Source organism: Micromonospora sp. NPDC049645, from assembly GCF_040675155.1.
GTDB lineage: Bacteria > Actinomycetota > Actinomycetes > Mycobacteriales > Micromonosporaceae > Micromonospora.
On record NZ_JBFAOI010000005.1, the window covers coordinates 25,563 to 46,261 of the forward strand.

Consider the following 20,699-nt stretch of genomic DNA (forward strand, 5'->3'; position numbering starts at 1 on the left):
TCGCGGGCGGTGGTGGGGCCGCAGCCACGCCGGCTCCGGCCCCACCGAGGTCACCGAGGTGGCGTCGTCGCGGTGGTCGGCGCCCGGTGCGACCCACCCGATCGGGTGTGCGCGGTCGGCGTCGTCACCGGAATGAACGAGAGGTCCTTCTTGGTCCGGACAGGCGCCGCCAGGAACGCGGGCGCCGTTTCGATGGGCCGCTTGGTGCGGCGCGGCGCGGTCGTCGCGGCCGGGGCGACCTTCGTCGATCTGCTGTGCCGGGCGCCGGCCCTGTGCCGTGTGGTGCCGGCGCGTGCCTCGGCGCCCGCGACGGTCACCGGGGTCGGGATCAGCGTGGGGCGTGGGACGGCCACGCGGCCCGCGCGCCGGTGCCGTGCGCGCCCGCTGCCGGTCTTGAACCCGAGGGCGGGCCGTTCCACCAGGTGCCAGGAGAGGACGGCGAACAGCAGCGCACCGAGCAGGCTCAGCACGATGTAGCCGACCATCCCGAAGCGGGCGCCGCCGAGCAGGGCGATCATCTGCTGCACCGGGAAGCCGTAGATGTAGATGCCGTACGTGTAGTCGTGGCGTCGGCCGATGACGGACAGCCGCTTCGGCAGCGCGACCGCCGCGAAGAGCACCAGGTAGGCGAACGCCGGCAGACCGATCGCGAAGAACCCGCCCAGCCACAGCGAGCCGACCATCGCGACACCGGCCAGCACGGCCAACCGCGAGGTCATCGGAATCCGGTGTGCGTACAGGCGGGCGGCGGCACCGAGCAGGAACAGGAAGCCGAGCATCAGCGTCCAGTCGGCAGCGAACGCGCCGAGCAGCGGGAACGGCCCGATCGCGCCGTGTTGTGGCGGCCGGGAGCTCCAGGTCGGTGCCGTGAAGAAGTCCCGCAGGATCAGCGCGTAACAGACGGAGGTCAGGACGAGCACCGCGCGAGGCGCCCGGTGCAGCACCGAGGTCACCACGAGGATGCCGACGATCCCGTAGAACGCAAGGTCGTACCGCAGCGTCCACAGTGCTCCGTCGAACGCGCTCGGCCCACCGACGATCAGCCCGTACGGGGTGTCGGCCAGCAGGCCGGAGATGGGGAACTGCTCCATCGAGGCGAGGAAGTTCGTGGTGAGGTAGTCGAACGGCCCCTCGGGGTGACCCCAGAACCCGTGCAGGTTGCCGTTCTCGTAGAGCGCCGCCAGCGGGGCGAAGACGAACGCGGTGACCAGCAGGCAGACCCACAGCCCGGGGAAGACCCGCAGCAGACGGGCGCGGACGTACTGGCGCAGGGTGGAGCGCAACGCGCTGTCGGTGATGAGGTATCCGGAGATCAGGAAGAATCCGTACAGGCACATGGTGCCGAGATCGCTCTGCCGGCCGAAGGTGGCCGCGCCGACGTTCGACTGGCCGAAGCCGAGCGGGCCGGCGTGCGCGATGATCACGCCGCAGGCCATCGCCAGGCGAAGGACGCCGAAGGCGTTGTGCTGGGCCGAGTATCTGCCCTGCAGAGTCGGGGACCGTTGCCCGTTGAACCACGCCTGCACCTGACGACTCCTTCGATCACTGACCTGTTCGGACCGAGGGATCGGATCGCTGCCGATCGGCACCTCGATGAACCAAGTATCAGTGGAAAAGGGATATTTGCCCGGTTAACTCCATGATTGTCGGTATCAGCCGAGTCGCGTGACCGGAGCGGCGCTGCGGCGACGGGTCTGGACCAGACGACGGGCCGGCACGTTCAGCAGCCCCGCCATGGCCACGACGGATCGCTCGCTGGCCCGCCCGTCGCCGAACGGTGACCCGACCGCGGCGGCCCGCCCCGCGGCGAGGTGACGAAGCCCGGCCGACAGCACCCGTTCCGGATCGGTGCCCACCAGCTCGCCGCGCCCCGGCATCAGGGCCTCCGGTCGTTCGGTGGTGTCCCTGGTGACCAACAACGGCACCCCCAGGGTGGCGGCCTCCTCCTGGAGCCCACCCGAGTCGGTGACGACCAGATCGGCCACCCGCAGCAGCCCGATCATCTGCGGGTAGGGCAGTGGTGGGCTGACCCGGGCGTTGGGAATGCCCGCCAGACCCGCGGTGACCTCCGCGCTGAGCTGCGGGTTCGGGTGGGTGACCATGACGATCTGGGCATCGGCGCACTGCCGGGCCAGGCGGCGGAGCCCGTCCACCGTGGCGGCCACCCCGTGGCCCCAGTTCTCCCGACGGTGCACAGTGGCCACCACCAGCTTGCGGGTCGGGTCGACCCAGGCCGGTGCCGGGGACGCGCCGCGCGCGACGAGGTCCTGAAGGGCATCCACCACGGTGTTGCCGGTCACCACGATCGCACCGGAACGGATGCCCTCACCGAGGAGGTTCGCTCTCGCCGCGCGGGTCGGCGCCAGGTGCAGTGCCGCGATCCGGGCCAGCATGGCCCGGTTGGCCTCCTCCGGGAACGGCCGGTCCAGGTCGTTGGTCCGCAGCCCGGCCTCCAGGTGTACGACCGGGACGTGCCGCCAGAACGCGGCCGTCCCGCCGGCCAGGGCGGTCGTGGTGTCCCCTTGCACCACGACCGCCGCTGGACGGTGGTGTGTGAGCAGGTCGTCGATCCCCGTGAGCAGGGCCGCCGCCAGCTCGGCGAGCGAGCCGGTACGCCGTTGCGGGCACAGGCTCACCTCCGGGCGGAGTCCGAACGGGGCGAGAGCCTCGGCGACGCGTCCCGGCTGTTGGCCGGTATCCGCCACCCGGACCGTGAACCTCGGATCATCGAGGAGACGGCGGATCAGAGGCGCGGTCTTCACTCCCTCCGGCCTGGTGCCGGCCAGGATCAGGACCTCTCGCGGTGTCGACCTGCTCGCACACATGTCGGGTCAGCTCCGGGCAGCCGCGCGGCGACGCCGGTAGAGCGAGAACCCGCCGGTGGTGCCGGCCACGAGCGCGCCGATACCGAGCGCGATCGGTGCCCCGGCGAGCGGGATCACTGGAATGGGGGGCGCGACCGCGTTGGCTCCGCAGCTCGACGTACCGATGGTCACCCCGGCCAGCGCTCCACCGAGCGCCGTCAGGTTCAGCGCCGTGACGCTGAGCTGACCCACGCCCGAGCTGGACTGGGCGTTGAGCGTCAGGTTGATCAGCCCTGGAACGTTCAGTCCGGTGTTCGGCGCCGGGTTTGCCGGCAGGTTGAGCAGGGTCGTCTCCACACCCAGGGTCGTCGAGACGATCCGGGCGTTGAGCAGGGTCGCGGTGCCCGTCGCCGAGGGGCTGCTGGTGGCGGTGCACGACGAGTAGATGGCGTCCGCGACCAGTGAGATCGTGGCGACGCCGCTGGTCCCGAGGGTCAGCGTCACCCCGGTGCCCGGCGTGACGATGCAGGAACCGCCGGGACCGATGGTGATCGTGCCGCTCGGGCCGAGAACCCCGGCGCAGGCCGCCGAGGTGCCGTCGTTGAACGCGCGGACGTTCTGACTCAGCACACCCGCCGTGATGACGGTCTGCGCACCGAGCACGCTTAGCGGGGGATTCTGGTTACCGGAGATCGACTCGGTGGTGCCGTCGTTCGTGGCCGAGGCGGTGCCGGAACTGGCGAGGCCGCCGCCGAGCAGGCTGATCCGGAGCGCCGAGGCGGAGGACTGGGAGGTGTCGGCCATTGCCGGAGAGGCCGCCAGGACGGCCATGGCGAGGCCACCGGCCAGCACCGCAGCGGTGCGGGCGAGGCCGGATCTAACTCGTGGCATAGATGTCTACTTTCTGATGTGGGCGATTGCGGGGCGGTCTGTGGTGGGGGTGGTGAGGTGCGTCAGGTGGCTGAGGTGGCGGGGCGGCCGGATCGACCGTGGTCCGTCCTTGCGGCCCGACCGGCGTGCGGGTTGCATCCGGCGCGGCTGTGGCGGCACGGCGGCCCGACCCACGGCCGTCTGTCCGACGGCCACTCGGCCCACGGCCCGAGCCGGGGCCGGCTGCGGCTGCGGATCGGCGGCACGGGCGGTCTTCTGCCAGTCGGTGCGGGCCGTCACCATGCGGGCGAAGGCCAGCCAGACGGCCAGCGACTGGGCGTAGCTGTACAGCCAGTGGCAGACGCCGAGCAGCAGGGCCTTGGACACCGACAGGTGCGGCTCGCAGCGGCTCCGGTAGACGATGCCCCACAGGGCGAACGGTCCGATGCCGAAGACGAGCACCAGCGGGGGTACGCCCCAGCCGCCGCTACTCCACCAGCCGCCAAGTCCACCGGCGGTGTTGTCGATGTAGTACGACATCACCACCAGGCAGGCGAGGTAGACCGGCGTGCCGAGCAGCTGGGTCCACGGCGCGGCCAGGAAGTGGGCGATCTCCAGGGTGGCGGAATTGCCGATGCGCGACGAGCGCAGCACCCGGCCGAGGTAGCGGCCACACTGCATCGACCCCTGGGCCCACCGGGTGCGCTGCCGCACCAGCGGGCGGATCCGGGTCAACGCCTCCTGGGCCACCCAGCTCTCCGGGCAGTACTCGGTGCGCCCGCCGGCCAGCAGGATGTGCAGGCCCAGCTCGAAGTCCTCCAGGAGGGCGCCGTGCCACGGGGTGCCGTGCTGGTCGGCGATCTCGTTGAGCAGGGACAGCCGGGTGAACTGCCCGTTGCCACCCATCGCGACGCTGCCGGTACGCCGACGCAGCGACTGCATGGCGGCGATCGGTGCCCGGAACTCCATGTCCTGTAGCCGGATCAGCAGCCGTCCCCAGCGGCTGACCTCGGTCGGCTGGGCGTACCGGCGCGGCGCGCACTGGAGCATCCGCACCTCCACCTGCACGGCGCCGACCTCCGCCGCACCGAAGTACTGGCGGCCGGAGAGCGCGACGGGCCCCTGCGGGTCGAGTCGGCTGTCCGCGTCCAGCACGCCGACGATCACCCGGGTACGGTCCGCGTCGGCGGGCAACGACTGCTCGATGCGTCGCCAGGCGGCGTTGAGCGCGGCGCCCTTGCCCTGCCGCGCGTCCGGCAGTTGACGCCGGACCACGTGTACCCGGGGCTGGTCGGCGAAGGCCGCCAGCTCGGCCAGCGTGCCGTCCTCGGACGCGTCGTCGACGCACCAGACGATCGCCTGGGGAAAGTCGCACAGCAGCCGCCGCACGGTGTCGCCGACGACCGACGCCTCGTTGCGGCACGGCACGATGATGTGCCAGTCGAAGCCGTCCGGACTACCGCCCCGGCTGCGCCCGCTCTTCAAGTGAAAGACCAGGATGCTCAGCACGTACGCGCAGAAGCTGACGCACAGCAGGAACGCCGCCGTGTTGAGCAGGGCGAGGGACTGCGTCTCAGTGGACACCGGCGACCGTCCCGGAGATCCGCTTGGTCCGGCTGACCAGGATCACGAACAGGATCGTGACGGCGATCAGGCCGGCGGTGGTGATCACCGAGCCGATCAGCACGTGACTGCGTTCGTAGCCCAGCTTGAAGCCCCAGGTCTGCATCGAGACCACCACCGCGCCGAGTCGGATCTGGTTGACCGTGACCAGCAGCACGACGGCTATCGCCAGCGCGTTCAGTCCACGCGTCAGTGAGATGCGGCGGAACCCGATCAACGTCGACGCGAGCACGGTCGGCGGGATCAGCAGCATGGCCACCGAGCAGCCGCTGGAGACCATGAAACCGACCCAGCGCTCGTCCAGCGGGAAGATCACGGCGGCGCCGATGGATTTGGTGTCCGCCAACCCGACGGCGTTGACGAGGTGAGCGTTCAGCCACGCCTCGGCGCTGGCGATGTCGTGCCAGCGCCAGAGCGTGGCGACGGCGACGGCGACTCCGATCAGGCCGCCGGCGCCGGCGCGCAACCACGATCCGCGTCGGGAAACCGTCATCGTTCGCGGCCCAACATGGCGACGAGCCACAGCGCCACGCCCAGCACGACCAGGCCGACGCCGACCAGCAACCAGGACTGAATGGCGAACCCGGTCGCGGCCAGGCCACCGCCGATGTGTGGCCCCTTGGTAGGTACTCCGTACATGCCAACCCCCTAGCTAACTCGAAGGCCAGAATGGCACCGACGAATCGGGCAAAGAGGATAAAGAAGCATATAAACCCTAAAGAGTGATTAAATGCTTCCTGGGTGGGCGGGAAGGGTGGCACGGACGGCTGCATCCCTTGCCCCGCAACAGGTTCAGCCGTCCTGACGGTTCGTGCAGAGGTGGTCAAGATGGTGACCGGTTTCCCCCCGCCGCGCGGTCCCGCCGGCGACGTCGAGGTGGCGGGCGATGGCGGGCTGGAAGAAGGCGGGCCTCAGCCTGCTCGTGGTGCTCGCCGTGCTCTGCGCGGGCCTCGTCACGGTCGGCTTCGGCCTCAAGCACCGGTATGAGAGCCGGGTGCAGCGCGAGGACATCCTCGGTCGGGGCGCCGCCCCGCACGACGACCGCCGATGGGAGTCGGGACCGCTCAACCTCCTGCTGCTCGGGTCGGACTCCCGAGACGGCGAGCCGGACCAGGCCCTCTACCCCGGGCAGCGGTCGGACACCATCATGCTGGCGCACGTCAACGCCGCGCGGGACGCGGCCACCGTCGTCTCCATCCCGCGGGACAGCTACGTCGAGGTGCCCGCGGCGGGGGAGGTCTGGGCCGGCGGTCCCAACAAGATCAATGCCGCGTTCGCGTTCGGCGGGGCCGCGTTGGCCGCCGAGACGGTCGCCAAGCTCACCGGCCTGCCACTGGACGGCGTGCTGGTGGCGAACTTCGCCGCGGTCCGCAAGCTCGTGGACGCGGTGGAGGGGATCAACGTCTGCCTGCCGTACACCGTCACGTCCTCGGACACCGGCGTCACCTGGCCCGCCGGTTGCCACGACCTGGACGGCAAGGCCGCCGACGACCTGATGCGGCAGCGGCACGGCGTGCCCGGCGGCGACTTCGGTCGTATCCACCACCAGCAGCTGGTGGTACGCGCCCTGGCCGAGCGGGTCACCGCGATGAGCCTGCTCACCAGCCCGACCCGCCTCGACCGGGTGCTCACCACGGCGGCCGAGTCACTGGTCGTCGACCGCGACCTGAACCTGACCGACCTGGCCCTCGCGCTGCGCAAGGTGAAGCCCGACACGGTCCAGTTCGTCACGGTGCCCTTCAGCGACGCCAACCTGCAGACTCCGGCCGGTTCCTCGGTGCGGCTGGACGAGGTCCGGGCGCCGGCGCTCTTCACCGCTCTGCGCGAGGACCGGGTGGCCCAGTGGCTGACGGCGAGCCCGCAGACACCGCCGGCCAACTGAACCGGCGCACACCCCCGGCACGGCGACGGCGGGTGGGTGGTCCGTGGACCTCCCACCCGCCGTCGCCGTAGGGCCGGGACGTTAGCGCGAGCGGCGCCAGTAGCGGCAGGTCCAGTCCACCTGGTGCAGCTCGTCCACGATGCCGTGCTCGGCCCGGAAGTCGTCGACGGCCTGCTTGCAGCCGCGTACCGCGTGGTAGTCGTCGATGATCACGTAGCCGCCGACGGACAGCTTCGGGTAGAGCGAGCGCAACGCCACCATGGTCGAGTCGTAGAGATCCCCGTCGAGACGCATCACCGAGATCCGCTCCACCGGCGCGTCCGGCAGGGTGTCCGAGAACCAGCCCTTGAGGAACCGGACCTGGTCGTCGAGCAGCCCGTACCGCTCGAAGTTCGCCTTCACCTGCTCCGACGACACCGCCAGGAACGGCACCTGCCAGAGCGCGTCCTCGACGTCCTCGACCCGGTGCGGAGCCGGCTTCGGCAGGCCGCGGAAGGAGTCGGCGACCCACACCGTCCGGTCCCGGTCTCCGTAGGCGCGCAGCATCCCGCGCATGAAGATGACCGCCCCGCCGCGCCACACACCGGTCTCAATCAGGTCACCGGGGACACCCCGCTCCAGCACGTCCTTGACGCACCGCTCCAGGTTGTCCAACCGGCGCAGCCCGATCATCGTGTCGGCCTCCGGCGGCCAGTCCCGGCCGGTGGCCCGCGCCTCCGCGTCGAAGGGGAACTGGAGCACCAGCTCCAGCCCCTTGCGTTGCAGCAGGTGCCGGCCCCGCTGCAGGATCCGGCCGTGCAGGGAACCCTGGCGTGGCTGGTAGCGCATCCACGTCTCGCGGAAGACGTACCGGGTCAGCGCCTTCTTGAGCAGGTCGCAGTAGAGCGCGCGGGGGTCGTCCAGCGACGGCGCGGACGCCTGTGTCGGTACCAACATCTCACTCATCGGCCTATCTTTTGTCGGTGTCGTGTGTAGCCGACTGGACGGACCGCCCGTCGCGGACGGGCCGCCGATCGTCGCTCCGGCCGTGATCAGCCCCAGCGCTCGCCGTCTCCGACGGCCACGGCCCGTCGCAGGACGACGGACCCGGTGGACGGCTGCTCCGCGCTCGACCGGCCGGCGGCCAGCAGCTCCTGCCCGAAGACCGGCCAGCGGTCCGCCAGGTTGGCCACCGGGGCGTCCGGGGACGCCTCCGCCGCTGGCGGCACGCGGACCGTCTCGGGCCGAGCCAGCGGTCGGCCGAGGACGCCCACCACGGCGGGACCTCCACCCCAGGGTGGAGCCGCGTTTTCGGGCCAGGCGGTGGGCGTCGGCATCCGCTCGGGCCGCTCCGGGACATCGGTCACCCGCGGGTTCGGCTGGGTGATGGCATCCTCGATCCGAGTCGACTCGGCCGGCGACTCGGCGGGTGTCGGCACGGTGCCGACCGGGGTGCGCTCCACGGTCGTACCCTCGACCGGCTTACTCTCGCCCGGCTGACGCTCGGCCGGCTCACTCTCGACGGGCTGATGCTCGACCGGCTTGCTCTCCGCCGGCTGACGCTCGGTCTTGGCGCTCTCGACCCGCCTGCGCTCGACGGGCTTGCGTTCGACCGCCGTGCCCTCGACCGTTCTGCCGGCCGCGCCCGGCTCACCCGAGGTCTGCCGACGGTGTCGCCCGGGTGTGCCGGACTTGTCCTCGACGAGGGCGCTGACCAGCTCACGGATGACCGCGCCCTGGGCGCCCGCCCTGGTGGCCGGCAGCGCCAGGGCGTCCTGGGCCGCGCTCGGCGCCAGCGCCGGTTGCTCGCTGCCCGGCCGGTGGTCCGTCCGGGACACCGCACCGATCACCACGACACCGGCCAGCGGAAGCCCGAGCTGTTGCACCAGCCGGGCCGCCCGGGTGCCGTCCTCCAGGTTCGTCCGGCCGGCCCGCACGACCAGCAGTACGCCGTCCGCGTGCTGGGCGAACGCCGAGATCTCCCGTCCGGCCAGGATCGGCGGCGCGTGGACGATCACGCAGTCCTCGTCCTCGCCCAGCGCGTTGAGCAGCCCACCCAGCTCGTGCAGGGCCTCCGTGTCGGCGCCCTCGCGGGGCTCGGCCGGCAGCACGGTCAGAGTGGGAAAGTCGACCAGGCGCACCGGCGGGCACTTCTGGGCCAGCACCTGCTGCCAGGTGTGCGGCGCCTCCGGGAAGTGGCCCGACAGCACCGGGTCGCGTACCGCCCCGTCCACCAGCGTGGCCCGGCAGTGCTCGTCGGCCATGCCGAGACCGAGCAGGGCGGTCACCAACGCCTTGCCGTCGTCGTCGTGGGCGCTGGTGACCAGCAGTCGACGACGGGGCAGGGGAGCGGTGAGCACGCTGAGCGTCGAGATCACAGCACGCACGGCGTCGCTGACATCGGTACGGGCGTACAGCGCGGCGGCGTGATGGCGGGCGAAGCGGCGCGGCAGCTTCGGCAGTACCCCGACGACCGGGAGACCCAGGCGGGTCTCGATCTGGCGGACGTCGCGTAGCCGGCTGTCGAACCGATCGCGCAGGATGGAGGCCCCCCAACCGGCCAACAGTCCGGCCAGAGCCCCGAGCACGCCGTTGAGCAGCGGCTTCGGAAAGGCCGGCCGGGTCGGCGGGCTGGCGGTGTCGAGCACCCGGGCGTTGATGCCGGTGGAGCCGCCCATGTTCAGCCGACCCAACTGTTGACTGACCGCGCGCGAGGCGGCGTTCGCGATCGCGGCGGCCTGCGTACCGGTACCGGCACTCGCGTGCACGGTGATGATCTGTAGACCGAGTTCGTACTCGCCGCTGACGTGACCGAGCACCGCCCGCTCGGGAAGTTGCAACGAGCGCGCCGCCTCGAGCGCGACCTCCCGGGACCCGACCAGCCGGGCGATGGTGGGCGTGAGGTTCTGCGCGAGGGACAGATCCGCGGGCCGGTCCTCGTCGGTCTGCTCGGCGCTGACCAGCACCGACGCCTGCGCCTCGTAGCGCGCCGGGAGGAGTTGGGTGACCCCCTGGGCGGCGGCCAGGCCCGCGCACAGACCGAGCAACGGTACGCCCACCCGGCGCCAGGAGACACCGAGCAGACCTTTGACATCTATCGACGCGCTCATCAGGCGATCGCCTCTCTGGTTGGGTGCCCGGTCTCAGCGGGCGATGTGCGAAGGGACCGGGTCGGGGACCGCAGTCCGCGCCAGGTCGTGCAGAGGGTGTCCGCGATGCGGTCCCAGCCGAACTCGGCGCCGGCGCGGGCCAACCCCCGGTTGGCCAGCTGCCCGGCGAGCGCGGGGTCGTCGCGCAGCCGGGCGAGGCGGGTGGCGAGCGCGAGGACGTCGCCGGCCGGAAAGACCAGACCGGCGTCGCCCACCACGTGGGGAATCTCGCCGACGTCGCTGCCCACCACCGGTACGCCACAGGCCATCGCCTCGACCAGCACCCGACCGAACTGCTCGCGCAACGGGATGCCGATCCACGGCAGGGTGTTGCGCTGCACCACCTCGACCGACGGCATCGCCAGCACGTCCATCCCGTTCATCAGCGCGGGCAGCTCGGCGTGCCCGGCCCAGCCGTGCCGACGGACCCGGCCGGGGCGGCGCGCGGCGGCCCGGTCGACCTCGTCGCTCAGACTGCCGTCGCCGACCAGCGACACGTCGCAGTCGATCAGCTCGGCGGCGCGCAACAGGTCGACCACGCCCTTGTGCGGCTCGAACCGCCCGACGAACCCGACCGTGAACGGGTGCGCGGCCGGATCGGTGGGCAGGGGGCGGAACAGCCGGGTGTCCACGCCGAGCGGCACGATCGTCGCCGGCCCCCGGTAACCCTTGATCCGCAGCACGTTCAGCGCGGCGGGCGTGATCGGGAAGGCGTGGTCGACGGACAGGTAGGACTGTCGCTCGATCCGGGGAAACGGCACCGGGAGCCGGGTGACCACGTTCTGCACGGCGTACAACGTGGTGGGCACCCCGGCCCAGCAGCGCTGCCGCAGCCGCAGGGCCTGCCAGGTGGTGAGGTACGTGGCCTCGCCGATGACGTGCAGGACGTCCGGGCGGGCGGTGGTCACGTCGTGCTGGCCGGGCAGCCGGAACAGCACCGAGGCCATGTGCCCGGTCAACGACTCACCGAGCAGGTGCGGAACGACGTGGTACCGCAGCCGGTGGTGCCGACGGGCCAGCCGGGCCAGCTCGCGTCGCGTCGCCGGGGACACGTCCGCGGCGAGCACGGTCAGGGTCAGGTCCGGCTGTTCGCACAGCACGTCGAACAGGTCCGTCCAGTGTTCGGTGCGCTTGCCGACGACCGTTGTCAGGACGTGCATCACGCTCCTCCTCTCGTCTCAGGTCGGGGTGACCGCGATGCGACCGACGCGGGTCCAGGCCCGCAGCCGGGCCGTCCCGGCGCGCGGTTGCCACGGCATTCGCGCCCCGGCCAGTCCGATACCGATAAGCGCGCGCAGCAGCACCGCACCGCGTACGGCGCCGAGGGTGCCGGCGCGGTGGCGGGCGAAGAACCGCAGCATGCTGCGGTACAGGTGCGGCCAGATCCAGGCCGGGTCGGAGCTGCTCGCGCCACCGCTGTGCACGGCGGTCACCGAGGGCACGTACAGCACCTCGGCGCCGTGCCCGGCCGCCTGTAGGCACAGCTCCTCGTCCTCGTAGTACAGGAAGTAGCCCTCGTCGAGGCCACCGACCGCCCGGAACAGCTCGCGACGCACCGCCAGGGAGGCGCCGGAGAGCCAGTCCACGGCCACCGGCTGTGCGCCACGCACACAGGCGTCGTACGCGGCCCGGCGCTGCCGCCCGCTGAGCAGCCGCCGGAACGAGACCGGCACCAGCGCCCCACCGAAGCGGCTGGCCAGCACGGTGCCGAGCGACTCGAACCGGTGGGCACTGATCGCGATCCGGCCGTGCGCGTCGATGAGCCGTGGCCCCGCGATGCCCACCGACGGTCGGTCGCGGATGACCCGGACGAGTTCCGCCACCGTGCCGGGGCTGACCACACAGTCCGGGTTGACCAGCAGCACGACGTCGGTGTCGACCCCGGCCGCGGCCCGGTTCACGGCGCTGGCGAAGCCGGTGTTCGTCGCGCTGGCGATGACGTCCACCTCGGGGAAGCGGCGCCGGACGAGGTCGACCGTGCCGTCGGTGGAGGCGTTGTCCACCAACCGCACCGGTATCTGCGCCTGCCGCAGCGCGCTCAGGGCGGCCACGATCTGCCGCTGCGAGTTGTGGGTGACCACCACGGCGGTGGCGTCGGCTGCTCTCATGCCGCGACTCCGGTTCGGGTCAGGGCGCCGCGCGGAAGCGCTGGCCGGGCGAAACGCCGCAGTCGTGCGCCCTCGTGGTGTGCCGTGAGGAGGGTCAGCGCGGGTAGCAGACCCAGCTCCCAGTGCCCGTCGGTCGGCGCCGCGAAGAGGGCGGCGGCCAGGAAACCGCAGGACAGCGCCGCGAACGGCAGCGTGATCCCGTCCCGACTGCCCAGGCCGACGCGGATGGCACGCAGGATCGGCCAGAGCACCACCAGCAGGCCGACCAGCCCGAGGTTGGCGAGCAGGGTGACGTAGAAGGCGTGGTACACCGGCCCGACGTCGGTGAAGGTGAAGCCGGACAGGTAGATGTCCGGCGTGGTCTGGCCGAGGCCGGCCCCGACCAGTGGCTGGTCGGCGAAGACACCCAGGCCCACCTCGGACTCCACCCCGCGGTAACCGGCGGACTGCTCGAACCCCTTGGCGATCTCGCCGGCCCGCTCTCGTACCCCGGGTTGCAGGGCGAGGACCGCGGCCACCGCGATCGCGGCGGCGGCGGTGGCGGCCAGCCCGGTCCGGACCGTGCGGCCCCCGCGGACCAGCATGATCAGCCCGGTGAGCGCGGCGGCGAGCCAGATTCCCCGGTACGACGCGAGCAGCACGTCGACGGCGAAGAACCCGCCGAGCAGCAAGGCTCCGGCTCGACGCCAACCCCGCACCCGGCCGGCGATCCAGATCAGCGCCGGGATCGCCATGAGGGTGATGAGGCCGCCGTGCCGCCCCGGCGCCGCCACCGAGATGGCGGTGAAGACCCCGGCCAGCACCACGTACAGGATGCCGGCGGCCAGGATGCGGCGGGACGAGGTGAGGGTGTGGGTGGCCATGAAGAAGTACACCGGGATCGTGGCCACCTGGTACGCGGCGACCAGCACCTCCGCCGGGAGGTTGCCGACGGCCAGGCCGTAGGTCGCCGCCACGACGGTCAGGCCGATCAGACCCAGCATCCCCACGTCGGCGACGGTGCGCCGGGGGGCCGTCTCCACCCCGAGCCAGTGCCGCACGGCCAGCGCGGCGCCCCCGGCGGCCAGCAGCAGCACCTTCACCGCGATGTAACCGCGCACGTCACCGCCGCTGAGCAGCGCGCCGACCACCGCGCCGCCGATGATGCCGACCGGCAGCACGGCCCAGGGCCAGAGCAGGAACGCCCCGGCACACAGCACCGCGATGGCGGCGGCCAGACCGACCGGTCCGGGCAGCACCGTCACCACGGTCACCACGGCGCCCAGGGCGGCGCCGGCGAGCAGCACACCGGGCGCGACGATCGGCACTCTCATCGCGGCAGCCCCGCCAACAGGGAACGCAGCTGCACACCCCGCGCCGACCAGCTGTTGCGGGTGGCCACCGCCCGGCGTCGGGCCACGTCGTGCGGCCAGTCGGGGCGGCCCAGCGCGTCGGCCAGCGCCGCACCGAAACTCGCCGGGTCGGCCGCGAGGGTGATGGTGCCGGCCAGGGCGCGCAGCGCCGGCAGTGGCGTCGCGACGACGGGTTTGCCGAGGGCGAGGTACTCGTAGCACTTCTTCGGGTGCACGTAGTCGACGAGCCCGCCCACCCGGTACGGGATGATGGTGGCGTCGCAGGCCCGCAGGATGCCCGGGACGTCCGCGAAGCGCACGGCGTCGAGCAGCTCCACGTTGGACAAACCGGCCAGTGGAGCGCGGCCGGCCCGCGTGGACGGGCCGATCAGCAGGAACGTCCACTCCGGATGGGCCCGAGCCACGGTGGCGACCAGCTCCGCGTCGAAGGCCCGGGTGTCGACCGCCCCGCTGTAGCCGATCACCGGTCGGCGCAACCCGAGCAACCAGGGCGCGACCGGACCGTCCGGCGAGAAGCGATCCGGGTCGCAGCCGTTGGCCAGCACCACCGGCGCCGGGTCGGTGGGGGGCATCCGGTCCGGTAGCGCGCTGGAGGAGGCGAGCACGAGGTCGGCGGCGTCGACGGCGCGGCGCAGCGCACGGCGCAGGTGCCACCGGTTCCAGGGTCGGGTGAACGTCCAGTCCAGGTCGGTGGCGTCGTACACGACGGCGGACGCGTCCAGCCGGGCGGCGACCGGCGCGGCCAGGTCCTCGTCCAGCCACAGCAGTCGTACCGTGGCGGCCTGCCGCCGGAACCACCGGCGCAGCAGCAGCGCGGCCAGCCAGCGGTTGGCCCGGTTGACCGGGGGTAGGTGCCGACCGAACGGCAGCAGCGCCGGCCCGGCGCACTGCCACAGGTCGGCGGCCACCTGCCGGATTCCGACGCGCCAGCGGGGGAGGTGCCCGGCCGGGTCGACGAAGAGCACCCGGTGGTCGACGGTCAGCTCGCGGGCCAGCGCGTGCTGACGGTGTGCGCCGTTCGCCCACGGCGTGCCGCTGAAGACGACCACCCAGTCCCGGCCGGCGGGCGGGACGACGGCCGGGGCCGCCGGTTGCAGGGTGGTGGTGTGTTCAGCCACGGCCCGACCGCTCCATCGGCCGGGGTGCCCCGGCGGGTAGCAACTCGTCCTCGCCGAGGCGGCCCAGCACACCGTGGGCGCGCTCGTCGTCGAGTCGCAGCAGGCGTGCGCCGGCGTGCCGGTCCAGCCAACCCCGCAGCGCGCTGGCCGCGATCCGCCGGTTGATCCAGTTGACCAGCGGCACGGCGTCGCCCAGCGGCAGCGCCGTCGGTGCGACGGCGTGCCAGGCCGCGGAGCCGACCGGGGTCACCTCGCACCGCCAGCGCGGCCGGCGTCCCGGCGGGTCGACGAAGAGCAACCGTTGCCCGGGTGCCACCTGCGACAGCACCGCCGGATGCCCGTCGACGGACCAACGGGTACGGCTGAACAGCACCACCCAGTCGCGGGGGTGTCGCCGTCGGGCAGCGGGCCGACGTCACCGCGCAGCGCGGCGAGCAGGTTGGGCAGGCCCAGTTGAACGGATCGACCGAAGAGTCGCTTGACCAGGTGGTCGGCGAGCAGCACGGCCCGGAACACCGGTAGCCGGTAGCGGGGCTGGGTCATCCGCAGATACCCCACCAGGCTGCCCAGCAGGTGCCGAAAGCGGATGGTCGGCCCGAGCAGCCGGCAGGACGCCCCGCGGCTGTGCGTCACCACCGCGTCCGGCAGCATCCACAGCTGGTGGCCGGCCTGGTCGAGCTGCCGGGCGAGGACCGCGTCGTTCCAGTAGACGGGGAACGTCTCGTCGAAGATGGTCTGCTGCCCGAGCACCTCCCGGCGCAGCAGCATGCAGCTGCCGGAGGCGAGTTGTCGGGGCTGGCTGAAGTCCTCACCGCGCATCTGGAACCGGTGCAGGGCCTGGCGGAACCCGGGCAGCCGCCGCAGCGCGGTCACCAGCGCGATGGTGGCGGCGAAGCTGGGCTGCTGGACGTAGTGCTGCTGGAAGCTGCCGTCCGGGTTGAGGTACAGCGGGCTGACCCCTGCGGCGTCCGGCCGCTCCCGCAGATAGTCGATCATCCGGGACAGCGCGCCCGGGTGGAACCGGATGTCGCTGTTGAGCAGCAGGATCAGCCGCCCGTTCGCCCGGCGGTACGCCTGGTTCACGGCGGCGGCGAACCCGCTGTTGTGGCTGTTGCGGATCAGGCGGACCCGGGGCTGGTCGGCGAGCAGGTCGGCCGAGCCGTCGGACGAACCGTTGTCGACGGCCACCACCTCGTAGTCCAGGTCGGCGTCGGCGGTGGCGGCCAACGACTCCAGGCACTGCCGGGTCTGCTCGCGGGTGTTCCAGCTGACCAGCAGCACCGACAACAGCGGCGTGCCCATCAGGACACCGCCCGGTCGTCGCGCCGGGCGAAGACCCGCAGCAGGTCGCCCAGCTGCGGGTGGGTCATCCGGGGGGAGCGGCTGGCGGCCACATCGGCGATCAGCAGGTCGCGCGCGTTGCGCAGCCGCGCGGCGGGGCGCCAGTAGAACCGCGAGAAGACCGTGTCGTGGGAGATGACCCGGAACCCGGACTCCACCAGCATCCGGCTCAACGTGTCCGGGGTGAAGTGCCAGCGGTGGTACTCCGGCGCGATCGCGGGCCAGTCGGTGCCGAGGCGGTGGGCGGCGGCGGAGGCGATGTTGGGTACTTCGAGGGCGAGCCAGCCGCCGGGGGTGAGGGCGGTGTGGGCGGCGTGGAGGAAGGCGCGGGGGTCTTCGACGTGTTCGAGGACGTGGAAGGCGCAGACGACGTCGGCGGTGCGGGTGGGTGCGATGGTTTCGAAGTAGCCCTGTTGGACGGGCATGTGGAGGTGGTCGCGGGCGAAGGTGGCGGCGGCGTGGCTGACTTCGATGCCGCTGGCGGTGATGCCGGCGTGCTGGGCTGCTTCGAGGAAGTAGCCGCCGGCGCAGCCGGCTTCGAGCAGGACGGTGGGGCGGACGGTGGACAGCAGCCACCGCAGCCGCCGGTTCGCCTCGAACCGGCGTTGCACCGCGGAGGCGAAGTAGTCCCGGTACCCGTCGGTCGTGTAGTAGGCCTCGTCGTACAGCTCCTCGGGTGCCGGGGCGTCGCCGGCGGTCCAGACGAAGCCGCAGTCCGGGCAGCTCCACAGCAGGTCGTCGAGGGTCGGCGAGTGTCCACCGGCGCGGCCGCACAGCTGGCAGCGGACCAGCTCGATCCCATCCAGTTTCATCAGGTACTCCGTCTGGTTCGTGGCGCTCGGGCGATCACCCGGAGCAGGTCGCCGAGGCGTGGGTGGGTCAGCCGTGGTGAGCGGAGCCCGATCAGGTCGGCGGGAAGGAGGTGTCGTACGTGCCGCAGTCGGTAGGCGAGCGGCATGTAGTAGCGGAAGACCGTGGTGTCCTGCCGGACCACCTCGAAGCCGAGGTCGGTCACCAGCCGGATCAGGGTTTCCGGGGTGAAGTGCCAGCGGTGGTAGCGCGGTTGCAGGCCCGGCCAGTCGGTGCCGAGGCGGTGGGCGGCGGCGGAGGCGATGTTGGGTACTTCGAGGGCGAGCCAGCCGCCGGGGGTGAGGGCGGTGTGGGCGGCGTGGAGGAAGGCGCGGGGGTCTTCGACGTGTTCGAGGACGTGGAAGGCGCAGACGACGTCGGCGGTGCGGGTGGGTGCGATGGTTTCGAAGTAGCCCTGTTGGACGGGCATGTGGAGGTGGTCGCGGGCGAAGGTGGCGGCGGCGTGGCTGACTTCGATGCCGCTGGCGGTGATGCCGGCGTGCTGGGCTGCTTCGAGGAAGTAGCCGCCGGCGCAGCCGGCTTCGAGCAGGACGGTGGGGCGGACGGTGGACAGCAGCCACCGCAGCCGGCGGTTTGCCTCGAACCGGCGGGGCGCGGCCCGGAAGTAGTCGTCGTACCCACCGGCGGCGAAGTAGTCCTCGTCGTAGCGCCCGTCCTCTTCGGACTGTTCCTGCGCGGTCCAGCCGAGACCGCAGCCCTCGCAGCGGCGCAGCAGCCCGCCGAGGTGGGGTCGGTGGGCCTGCCGGGGCCCGCACACCAGGCACCGCGAGGTGCGGTTGTCGACGCTCATCGCGGGCCTCCCGTGCTGGGCGACAGCACGGCCGCCGGCGCGCGCAGCAGTCGGTGCAGCCGCATCCGGTCGCTCGCGCCCACGTGTCCGCCGACGGCCAGCAGCGTGCCGGCGACGAGCAGGGTCAGACCGGCCCGGGTGGACACGGCGAGGGCGGCGTCGAGTCGTCCCGGGCCGTTCGGCAGGAACCGGCTGGCCGCCGTGGTGACCAGCCCGGCCGCGACCGCCGCGGCCAGCGGTGGCCAGACGGCCCGCGCCAGTGGGGCCAGCGGCCGGGTGGTGGCGGTGTGGAAGCTGACCAGGAAGTACCCGGTGCTGAGCACCACCGCCAGGGCGGTCGACAGCGGTACGCCGAGCGGCCCGCACAGCAGCAGCAGTGGCACGGTCAGGGCCAGGTTGAGGACGACGGAGAGCAGCACGTACCGCGTCTCCAGCCCGGGTCGGCCCGCGGCGCGGGCGGCGATCGTCGCCGCCCCGGTGATCAGGTTGAGGGCGTACGCGGGCGCGAGGATGATGATGTTCGCCGCGGCCCAGGGCACCTGGTGTCCCAGCCAGAGCCGGACCAGCGGGTCGGCGCTCACCATCAGGGCGGCGGTGGCCGGGGCGAGGAACAGCGCGAGGTACCGGGTGGCGGCCAGGTAGAACCGGTCCAGCCAGCCGGTGCCGAGGTTGACCGTGCGGGCGACCGCCGCGGGGAAGAGCACGATGAGGGCGAAACCCGGGGGCAGGCGCAGCAGGTTGAGCAGGCGACTGCCCAGGTCGAAGCCGCCGGCCACGGCGGGCCCGAAGGCGCCGCCGAGGACGAGGCGGTCGAGTTCCACGTTGACCATGCCGGCGCCGCTGGAGACCTGCACGCGCAGGCCGTAGCCGCCGATGCGGCGGATGTCGGCCCGCTGCGTTCGTCCCCACCGCGGGGACAGGTCCGGGCACTGGCGGTGGGTGGTCGCGGCGAGCAGCAGGGTACGGATCGCGGCGGCCGAGGCGGCCAACGCCGCCAGGCCGCCGCCGAGGCGTACCACCAGGATGGCGAGGGCTGCCGCGAGGATCGCGGTGCCGGCGCTGATCGCGGCGAGTGACCCGTAGCGCTGGCTGCCTTCGAGCACGGCCCGCCAGGGCAGCTCGACGGCACCGGCCACCAGCCCGACGATCAGCCAGAGGGTGGCCTGCCACGCCTCGTCGGCCAGGTCGCCGAGGCGCAGCAGCCCGGTGAGCCACGGCCAGCAGGCGGCGAGCGCCCCCAGGATGAGCAGGCCCAGCAGCACCGCCCAACCCAGCCCCAGCCCGAGCAGCCGACGAACCAGGTCCCGGTCCGCCGCGCTCTCGGCCCGCGCCACCTCGCGCACCAGGGCGGAGCCGAGTCCGAGGTCGATCAGGGCGGCCATCGCCAGCAGCCCGGCGAGTACCACCCAGATCCCGAATTCCCGGGGTCCGAGCCGCTGGTAGATGACCGGTACCGAGATCAGCCCGGACAGGGCCATGACCACTCGCGCGGCCAGCATGCTGGCGGTGTTGCGGGTGACCCGGCTCTCGACCGCGTGGGTCGCACTAGCCACGGGGGAACCCCCGGAACAACTCGACGACGGTCAGCAGGAGCAGGGCCAGATCGACGCGCATCGAACGGCAGTTGAGGTAGAACAGGTCACACCGGAGCTTGTCCTCGACGGTGGCCGCGTATCCGCCGGTGAGCTGCGCGATGCCGGTCAACCCCGGCCGGATCAGGTGCCGCAGGTCGTAGTGGGGCAGCCGGGCGAAGCCGGCGATGAACTCCGGGCGTTCCGGGCGGGGCCCGACGAGGCTCATGTCGCCGCGCAGCACGTTCCACAGCTGGGGCAACTCGTCCAGCCGGGAGCGTCGTAGCCAGCGCCCGAGTCGGGTGATCCGGACGTCGTCCGGCAGGGCCAGGACCGGGCCGGTGGCCTGCTCGGCGCCGACCCGCATGGTCCGGAACTTGACCACCCGGAACAGCCGGCCGCCCGCGCCGACGCGTTGCTGGAGATAGAACGGCGGGCCGGTGAACGAGACGACGGCGGCGATCACCGCGATGCTGGGGAGCACCACGACGGCACTGAGCAGGATCATGCTGAGGTCGAAGAACCGCTTCAGCCGCTCGCCGCGTGGCCGACCGGCGCCCGATCCAAGGCGGATCCACGGCAGTCCACCGAAGCGCGCCATGGCGGGTGCCCGCAGCAGGCCGTAGACGGGTCGGGCCAGCACCATGATCTCGACGCCGGCGCTCACGCAGCTGGTGATGATGCGGTCGTCGATGCTCTCCAGGGAGTGCTTGAGCAGCAGGAGCCGGGGGCGGACGCGGGCCAGGAGTCGCGCGAGCTCGTCGGCGCAGGCCGGCACCGGGATCCGGACGGCCACGTCGAACTCGTCGTCGAGGCGGTCGGGTGCGGTGGCCGCGTCGGTGGGTTCCAACACCACCACCCGGGCTCGCCGCCCGTGGTGATCCGACCGGGCGGTCCGCTCGTGACGAGCGAACAACTCCTGGAGCTGCACCGGGATCTCGGGGCTCTGGTGTGCCGCTGGCCCGGGTGCGGTGGCGAGGTCGTGCGCGGTTCCACTGGTGTTGTCCGGCAGCGGAGACATGTCCGCGATGACGGGACTCGGGGTCTTCTTCAACGCGCCGACCTCCTCTCCGTCGGGTGCTCAACGGGCATGCCGGCCAGCACCCCGGGAGTAAGTTACTCGTGACAAAAGCACCAATAGCCCCGGATAGGTAAAAAAGGGACTTCTTGCCATGAACCTCGCATACCTTCCACGAGGGTTAAGCGAAACGTCCGTTTGATGGTGATTTGGTGGGTTACGGT

19 protein-coding genes are annotated in these 20,699 nt (G+C 72.2%); 1 reads left to right on the plus strand and 18 read right to left on the minus strand.

Translation table 11 applies throughout. From position 1 onward, the window contains the following. Window positions 1-50: 50 nt before the first annotated feature. The 6 genes from AB0J33_RS13760 to AB0J33_RS13785 form a co-directional block, all read right to left on the minus strand. Window positions 51-1,526 carry an acyltransferase gene (locus AB0J33_RS13760; RefSeq protein WP_363613252.1) on the minus strand — a complete coding sequence of 492 codons (1,476 nt, stop codon included), beginning with the start codon at window positions 1,524-1,526 and terminating at the stop codon, window positions 51-53. Between the two features lie 126 nt (window positions 1,527-1,652). Beyond that, window positions 1,653-2,825, minus strand: a complete 1,173-nt coding sequence (gene wecB, locus AB0J33_RS13765) for a UDP-N-acetylglucosamine 2-epimerase (non-hydrolyzing) (protein WP_363613254.1) — start codon at window positions 2,823-2,825, stop codon at window positions 1,653-1,655. Window positions 2,826-2,831: 6 nt separating this feature from the next. Continuing rightward, the gene (locus AB0J33_RS13770; RefSeq protein ID WP_363613256.1) at window positions 2,832-3,695 is read right to left on the minus strand and encodes a choice-of-anchor P family protein; all 864 of its coding nucleotides are present in this window, start codon (window positions 3,693-3,695) and stop codon (window positions 2,832-2,834) included. 6 nt (window positions 3,696-3,701) lie between these two features. Then, on the minus strand, window positions 3,702-5,258 hold the full coding sequence (locus AB0J33_RS13775; RefSeq protein ID WP_363613258.1) for a glycosyltransferase: 1,557 nt from the start codon (window positions 5,256-5,258) through the stop codon (window positions 3,702-3,704). After that, complete coding sequence (locus AB0J33_RS13780; protein WP_363613260.1) at window positions 5,248-5,790, minus strand: hypothetical protein; 543 nt, start codon at window positions 5,788-5,790, stop codon at window positions 5,248-5,250. Before AB0J33_RS13780 ends, AB0J33_RS13775 begins: the two co-directional genes overlap by 11 nt. Next, window positions 5,787-5,936, minus strand: a complete 150-nt coding sequence (locus tag AB0J33_RS13785) for a peptidase (RefSeq protein WP_363613262.1) — start codon at window positions 5,934-5,936, stop codon at window positions 5,787-5,789. Before AB0J33_RS13785 ends, AB0J33_RS13780 begins: the two co-directional genes overlap by 4 nt. A 247-nt stretch (window positions 5,937-6,183) precedes the next feature. Here AB0J33_RS13785 and AB0J33_RS13790 point away from each other — a divergent pair, with 247 nt between their 5' ends. After that, on the plus strand, window positions 6,184-7,179 hold the full coding sequence (locus AB0J33_RS13790) for an LCP family protein (RefSeq protein WP_363613264.1): 996 nt from the start codon (window positions 6,184-6,186) through the stop codon (window positions 7,177-7,179). A gap of 81 nt (window positions 7,180-7,260) precedes the next feature. On the opposite strand, the gene AB0J33_RS13795 is transcribed toward AB0J33_RS13790, so the two are convergent. The 12 genes from AB0J33_RS13795 to AB0J33_RS13850 form a co-directional block, all read right to left on the minus strand. Beyond that, the gene (locus AB0J33_RS13795) at window positions 7,261-8,124 is read right to left on the minus strand and encodes a TylF/MycF/NovP-related O-methyltransferase (protein WP_363613266.1); all 864 of its coding nucleotides are present in this window, start codon (window positions 8,122-8,124) and stop codon (window positions 7,261-7,263) included. Between the two features lie 86 nt (window positions 8,125-8,210). Further along, window positions 8,211-10,268, minus strand: a complete 2,058-nt coding sequence (locus AB0J33_RS13800) for a hypothetical protein (RefSeq protein WP_363613268.1) — start codon at window positions 10,266-10,268, stop codon at window positions 8,211-8,213. Continuing rightward, on the minus strand, window positions 10,268-11,467 hold the full coding sequence (locus AB0J33_RS13805) for a glycosyltransferase (RefSeq protein ID WP_363613270.1): 1,200 nt from the start codon (window positions 11,465-11,467) through the stop codon (window positions 10,268-10,270). Before AB0J33_RS13805 ends, AB0J33_RS13800 begins: the two co-directional genes overlap by 1 nt. 18 nt (window positions 11,468-11,485) lie before the next feature. Then, window positions 11,486-12,415, minus strand: a complete 930-nt coding sequence (locus AB0J33_RS13810) for a glycosyltransferase family 2 protein (protein ID WP_363613272.1) — start codon at window positions 12,413-12,415, stop codon at window positions 11,486-11,488. After that, window positions 12,412-13,728, minus strand: a complete 1,317-nt coding sequence (locus AB0J33_RS13815; RefSeq protein ID WP_363613274.1) for a hypothetical protein — start codon at window positions 13,726-13,728, stop codon at window positions 12,412-12,414. Before AB0J33_RS13815 ends, AB0J33_RS13810 begins: the two co-directional genes overlap by 4 nt. Continuing rightward, entirely contained in the window at window positions 13,725-14,885 is a 1,161-nt protein-coding gene (locus AB0J33_RS13820) for a glycosyltransferase (protein WP_363613276.1), read from the minus strand. The genes AB0J33_RS13815 and AB0J33_RS13820 overlap by 4 nt, the downstream gene beginning before the upstream one ends. Further along, complete coding sequence (locus AB0J33_RS13825; RefSeq protein ID WP_363613278.1) at window positions 14,878-15,135, minus strand: hypothetical protein; 258 nt, start codon at window positions 15,133-15,135, stop codon at window positions 14,878-14,880. Before AB0J33_RS13825 ends, AB0J33_RS13820 begins: the two co-directional genes overlap by 8 nt. Then, window positions 15,132-16,187, minus strand: coding sequence for a glycosyltransferase family 2 protein (locus tag AB0J33_RS13830; RefSeq protein ID WP_363613280.1), 1,056 nt, complete (start codon window positions 16,185-16,187; stop codon window positions 15,132-15,134). The genes AB0J33_RS13825 and AB0J33_RS13830 overlap by 4 nt, the downstream gene beginning before the upstream one ends. Beyond that, window positions 16,187-17,038: a methyltransferase domain-containing protein gene (locus AB0J33_RS13835; RefSeq protein ID WP_363613282.1), complete on the minus strand. Its 852-nt coding sequence runs from the start codon at window positions 17,036-17,038 to the stop codon at window positions 16,187-16,189. Before AB0J33_RS13835 ends, AB0J33_RS13830 begins: the two co-directional genes overlap by 1 nt. Continuing rightward, window positions 17,038-17,886: a class I SAM-dependent methyltransferase gene (locus tag AB0J33_RS13840; protein ID WP_363613284.1), complete on the minus strand. Its 849-nt coding sequence runs from the start codon at window positions 17,884-17,886 to the stop codon at window positions 17,038-17,040. Before AB0J33_RS13840 ends, AB0J33_RS13835 begins: the two co-directional genes overlap by 1 nt. Next, window positions 17,883-19,439, minus strand: coding sequence for an oligosaccharide flippase family protein (locus AB0J33_RS13845; protein WP_363613286.1), 1,557 nt, complete (start codon window positions 19,437-19,439; stop codon window positions 17,883-17,885). The genes AB0J33_RS13840 and AB0J33_RS13845 overlap by 4 nt, the downstream gene beginning before the upstream one ends. Further along, window positions 19,432-20,511 carry a sugar transferase gene (locus AB0J33_RS13850; protein WP_363613288.1) on the minus strand — a complete coding sequence of 360 codons (1,080 nt, stop codon included), beginning with the start codon at window positions 20,509-20,511 and terminating at the stop codon, window positions 19,432-19,434. Before AB0J33_RS13850 ends, AB0J33_RS13845 begins: the two co-directional genes overlap by 8 nt. Window positions 20,512-20,699 lie beyond the last annotated feature (188 nt).

Excerpts from the sequence above, each read along its gene's own strand:
- AB0J33_RS13835 (WP_363613282.1), bottom strand. The coding sequence starts at position 17,038 with ATGAAACTGGATGGGATCGAGCTGGTCCGCTGCCAGCTGTGCGGCCGC.
- AB0J33_RS13815 (WP_363613274.1), bottom strand. The coding sequence starts at position 13,728 with ATGAGAGTGCCGATCGTCGCGCCCGGTGTGCTGCTCGCCGGCGCCGCC.
- AB0J33_RS13770 (WP_363613256.1), bottom strand. The coding sequence starts at position 3,695 with ATGCCACGAGTTAGATCCGGCCTCGCCCGCACCGCTGCGGTGCTGGCC.
- wecB (WP_363613254.1), bottom strand. The coding sequence starts at position 2,825 with ATGTGTGCGAGCAGGTCGACACCGCGAGAGGTCCTGATCCTGGCCGGC.
- AB0J33_RS13840 (WP_363613284.1), bottom strand. The coding sequence starts at position 17,886 with ATGAGCGTCGACAACCGCACCTCGCGGTGCCTGGTGTGCGGGCCCCGG.
- AB0J33_RS13785 (WP_363613262.1), bottom strand. The coding sequence starts at position 5,936 with ATGTACGGAGTACCTACCAAGGGGCCACACATCGGCGGTGGCCTGGCC.
- AB0J33_RS13830 (WP_363613280.1), bottom strand. The coding sequence starts at position 16,187 with ATGGGCACGCCGCTGTTGTCGGTGCTGCTGGTCAGCTGGAACACCCGC.
- AB0J33_RS13790 (WP_363613264.1), top strand. The coding sequence starts at position 6,184 with ATGGCGGGCTGGAAGAAGGCGGGCCTCAGCCTGCTCGTGGTGCTCGCC.
- AB0J33_RS13795 (WP_363613266.1), bottom strand. The coding sequence starts at position 8,124 with ATGAGTGAGATGTTGGTACCGACACAGGCGTCCGCGCCGTCGCTGGAC.
- AB0J33_RS13805 (WP_363613270.1), bottom strand. The coding sequence starts at position 11,467 with ATGCACGTCCTGACAACGGTCGTCGGCAAGCGCACCGAACACTGGACG.
- AB0J33_RS13810 (WP_363613272.1), bottom strand. The coding sequence starts at position 12,415 with ATGAGAGCAGCCGACGCCACCGCCGTGGTGGTCACCCACAACTCGCAG.
- AB0J33_RS13780 (WP_363613260.1), bottom strand. The coding sequence starts at position 5,790 with ATGACGGTTTCCCGACGCGGATCGTGGTTGCGCGCCGGCGCCGGCGGC.
- AB0J33_RS13800 (WP_363613268.1), bottom strand. The coding sequence starts at position 10,268 with ATGAGCGCGTCGATAGATGTCAAAGGTCTGCTCGGTGTCTCCTGGCGC.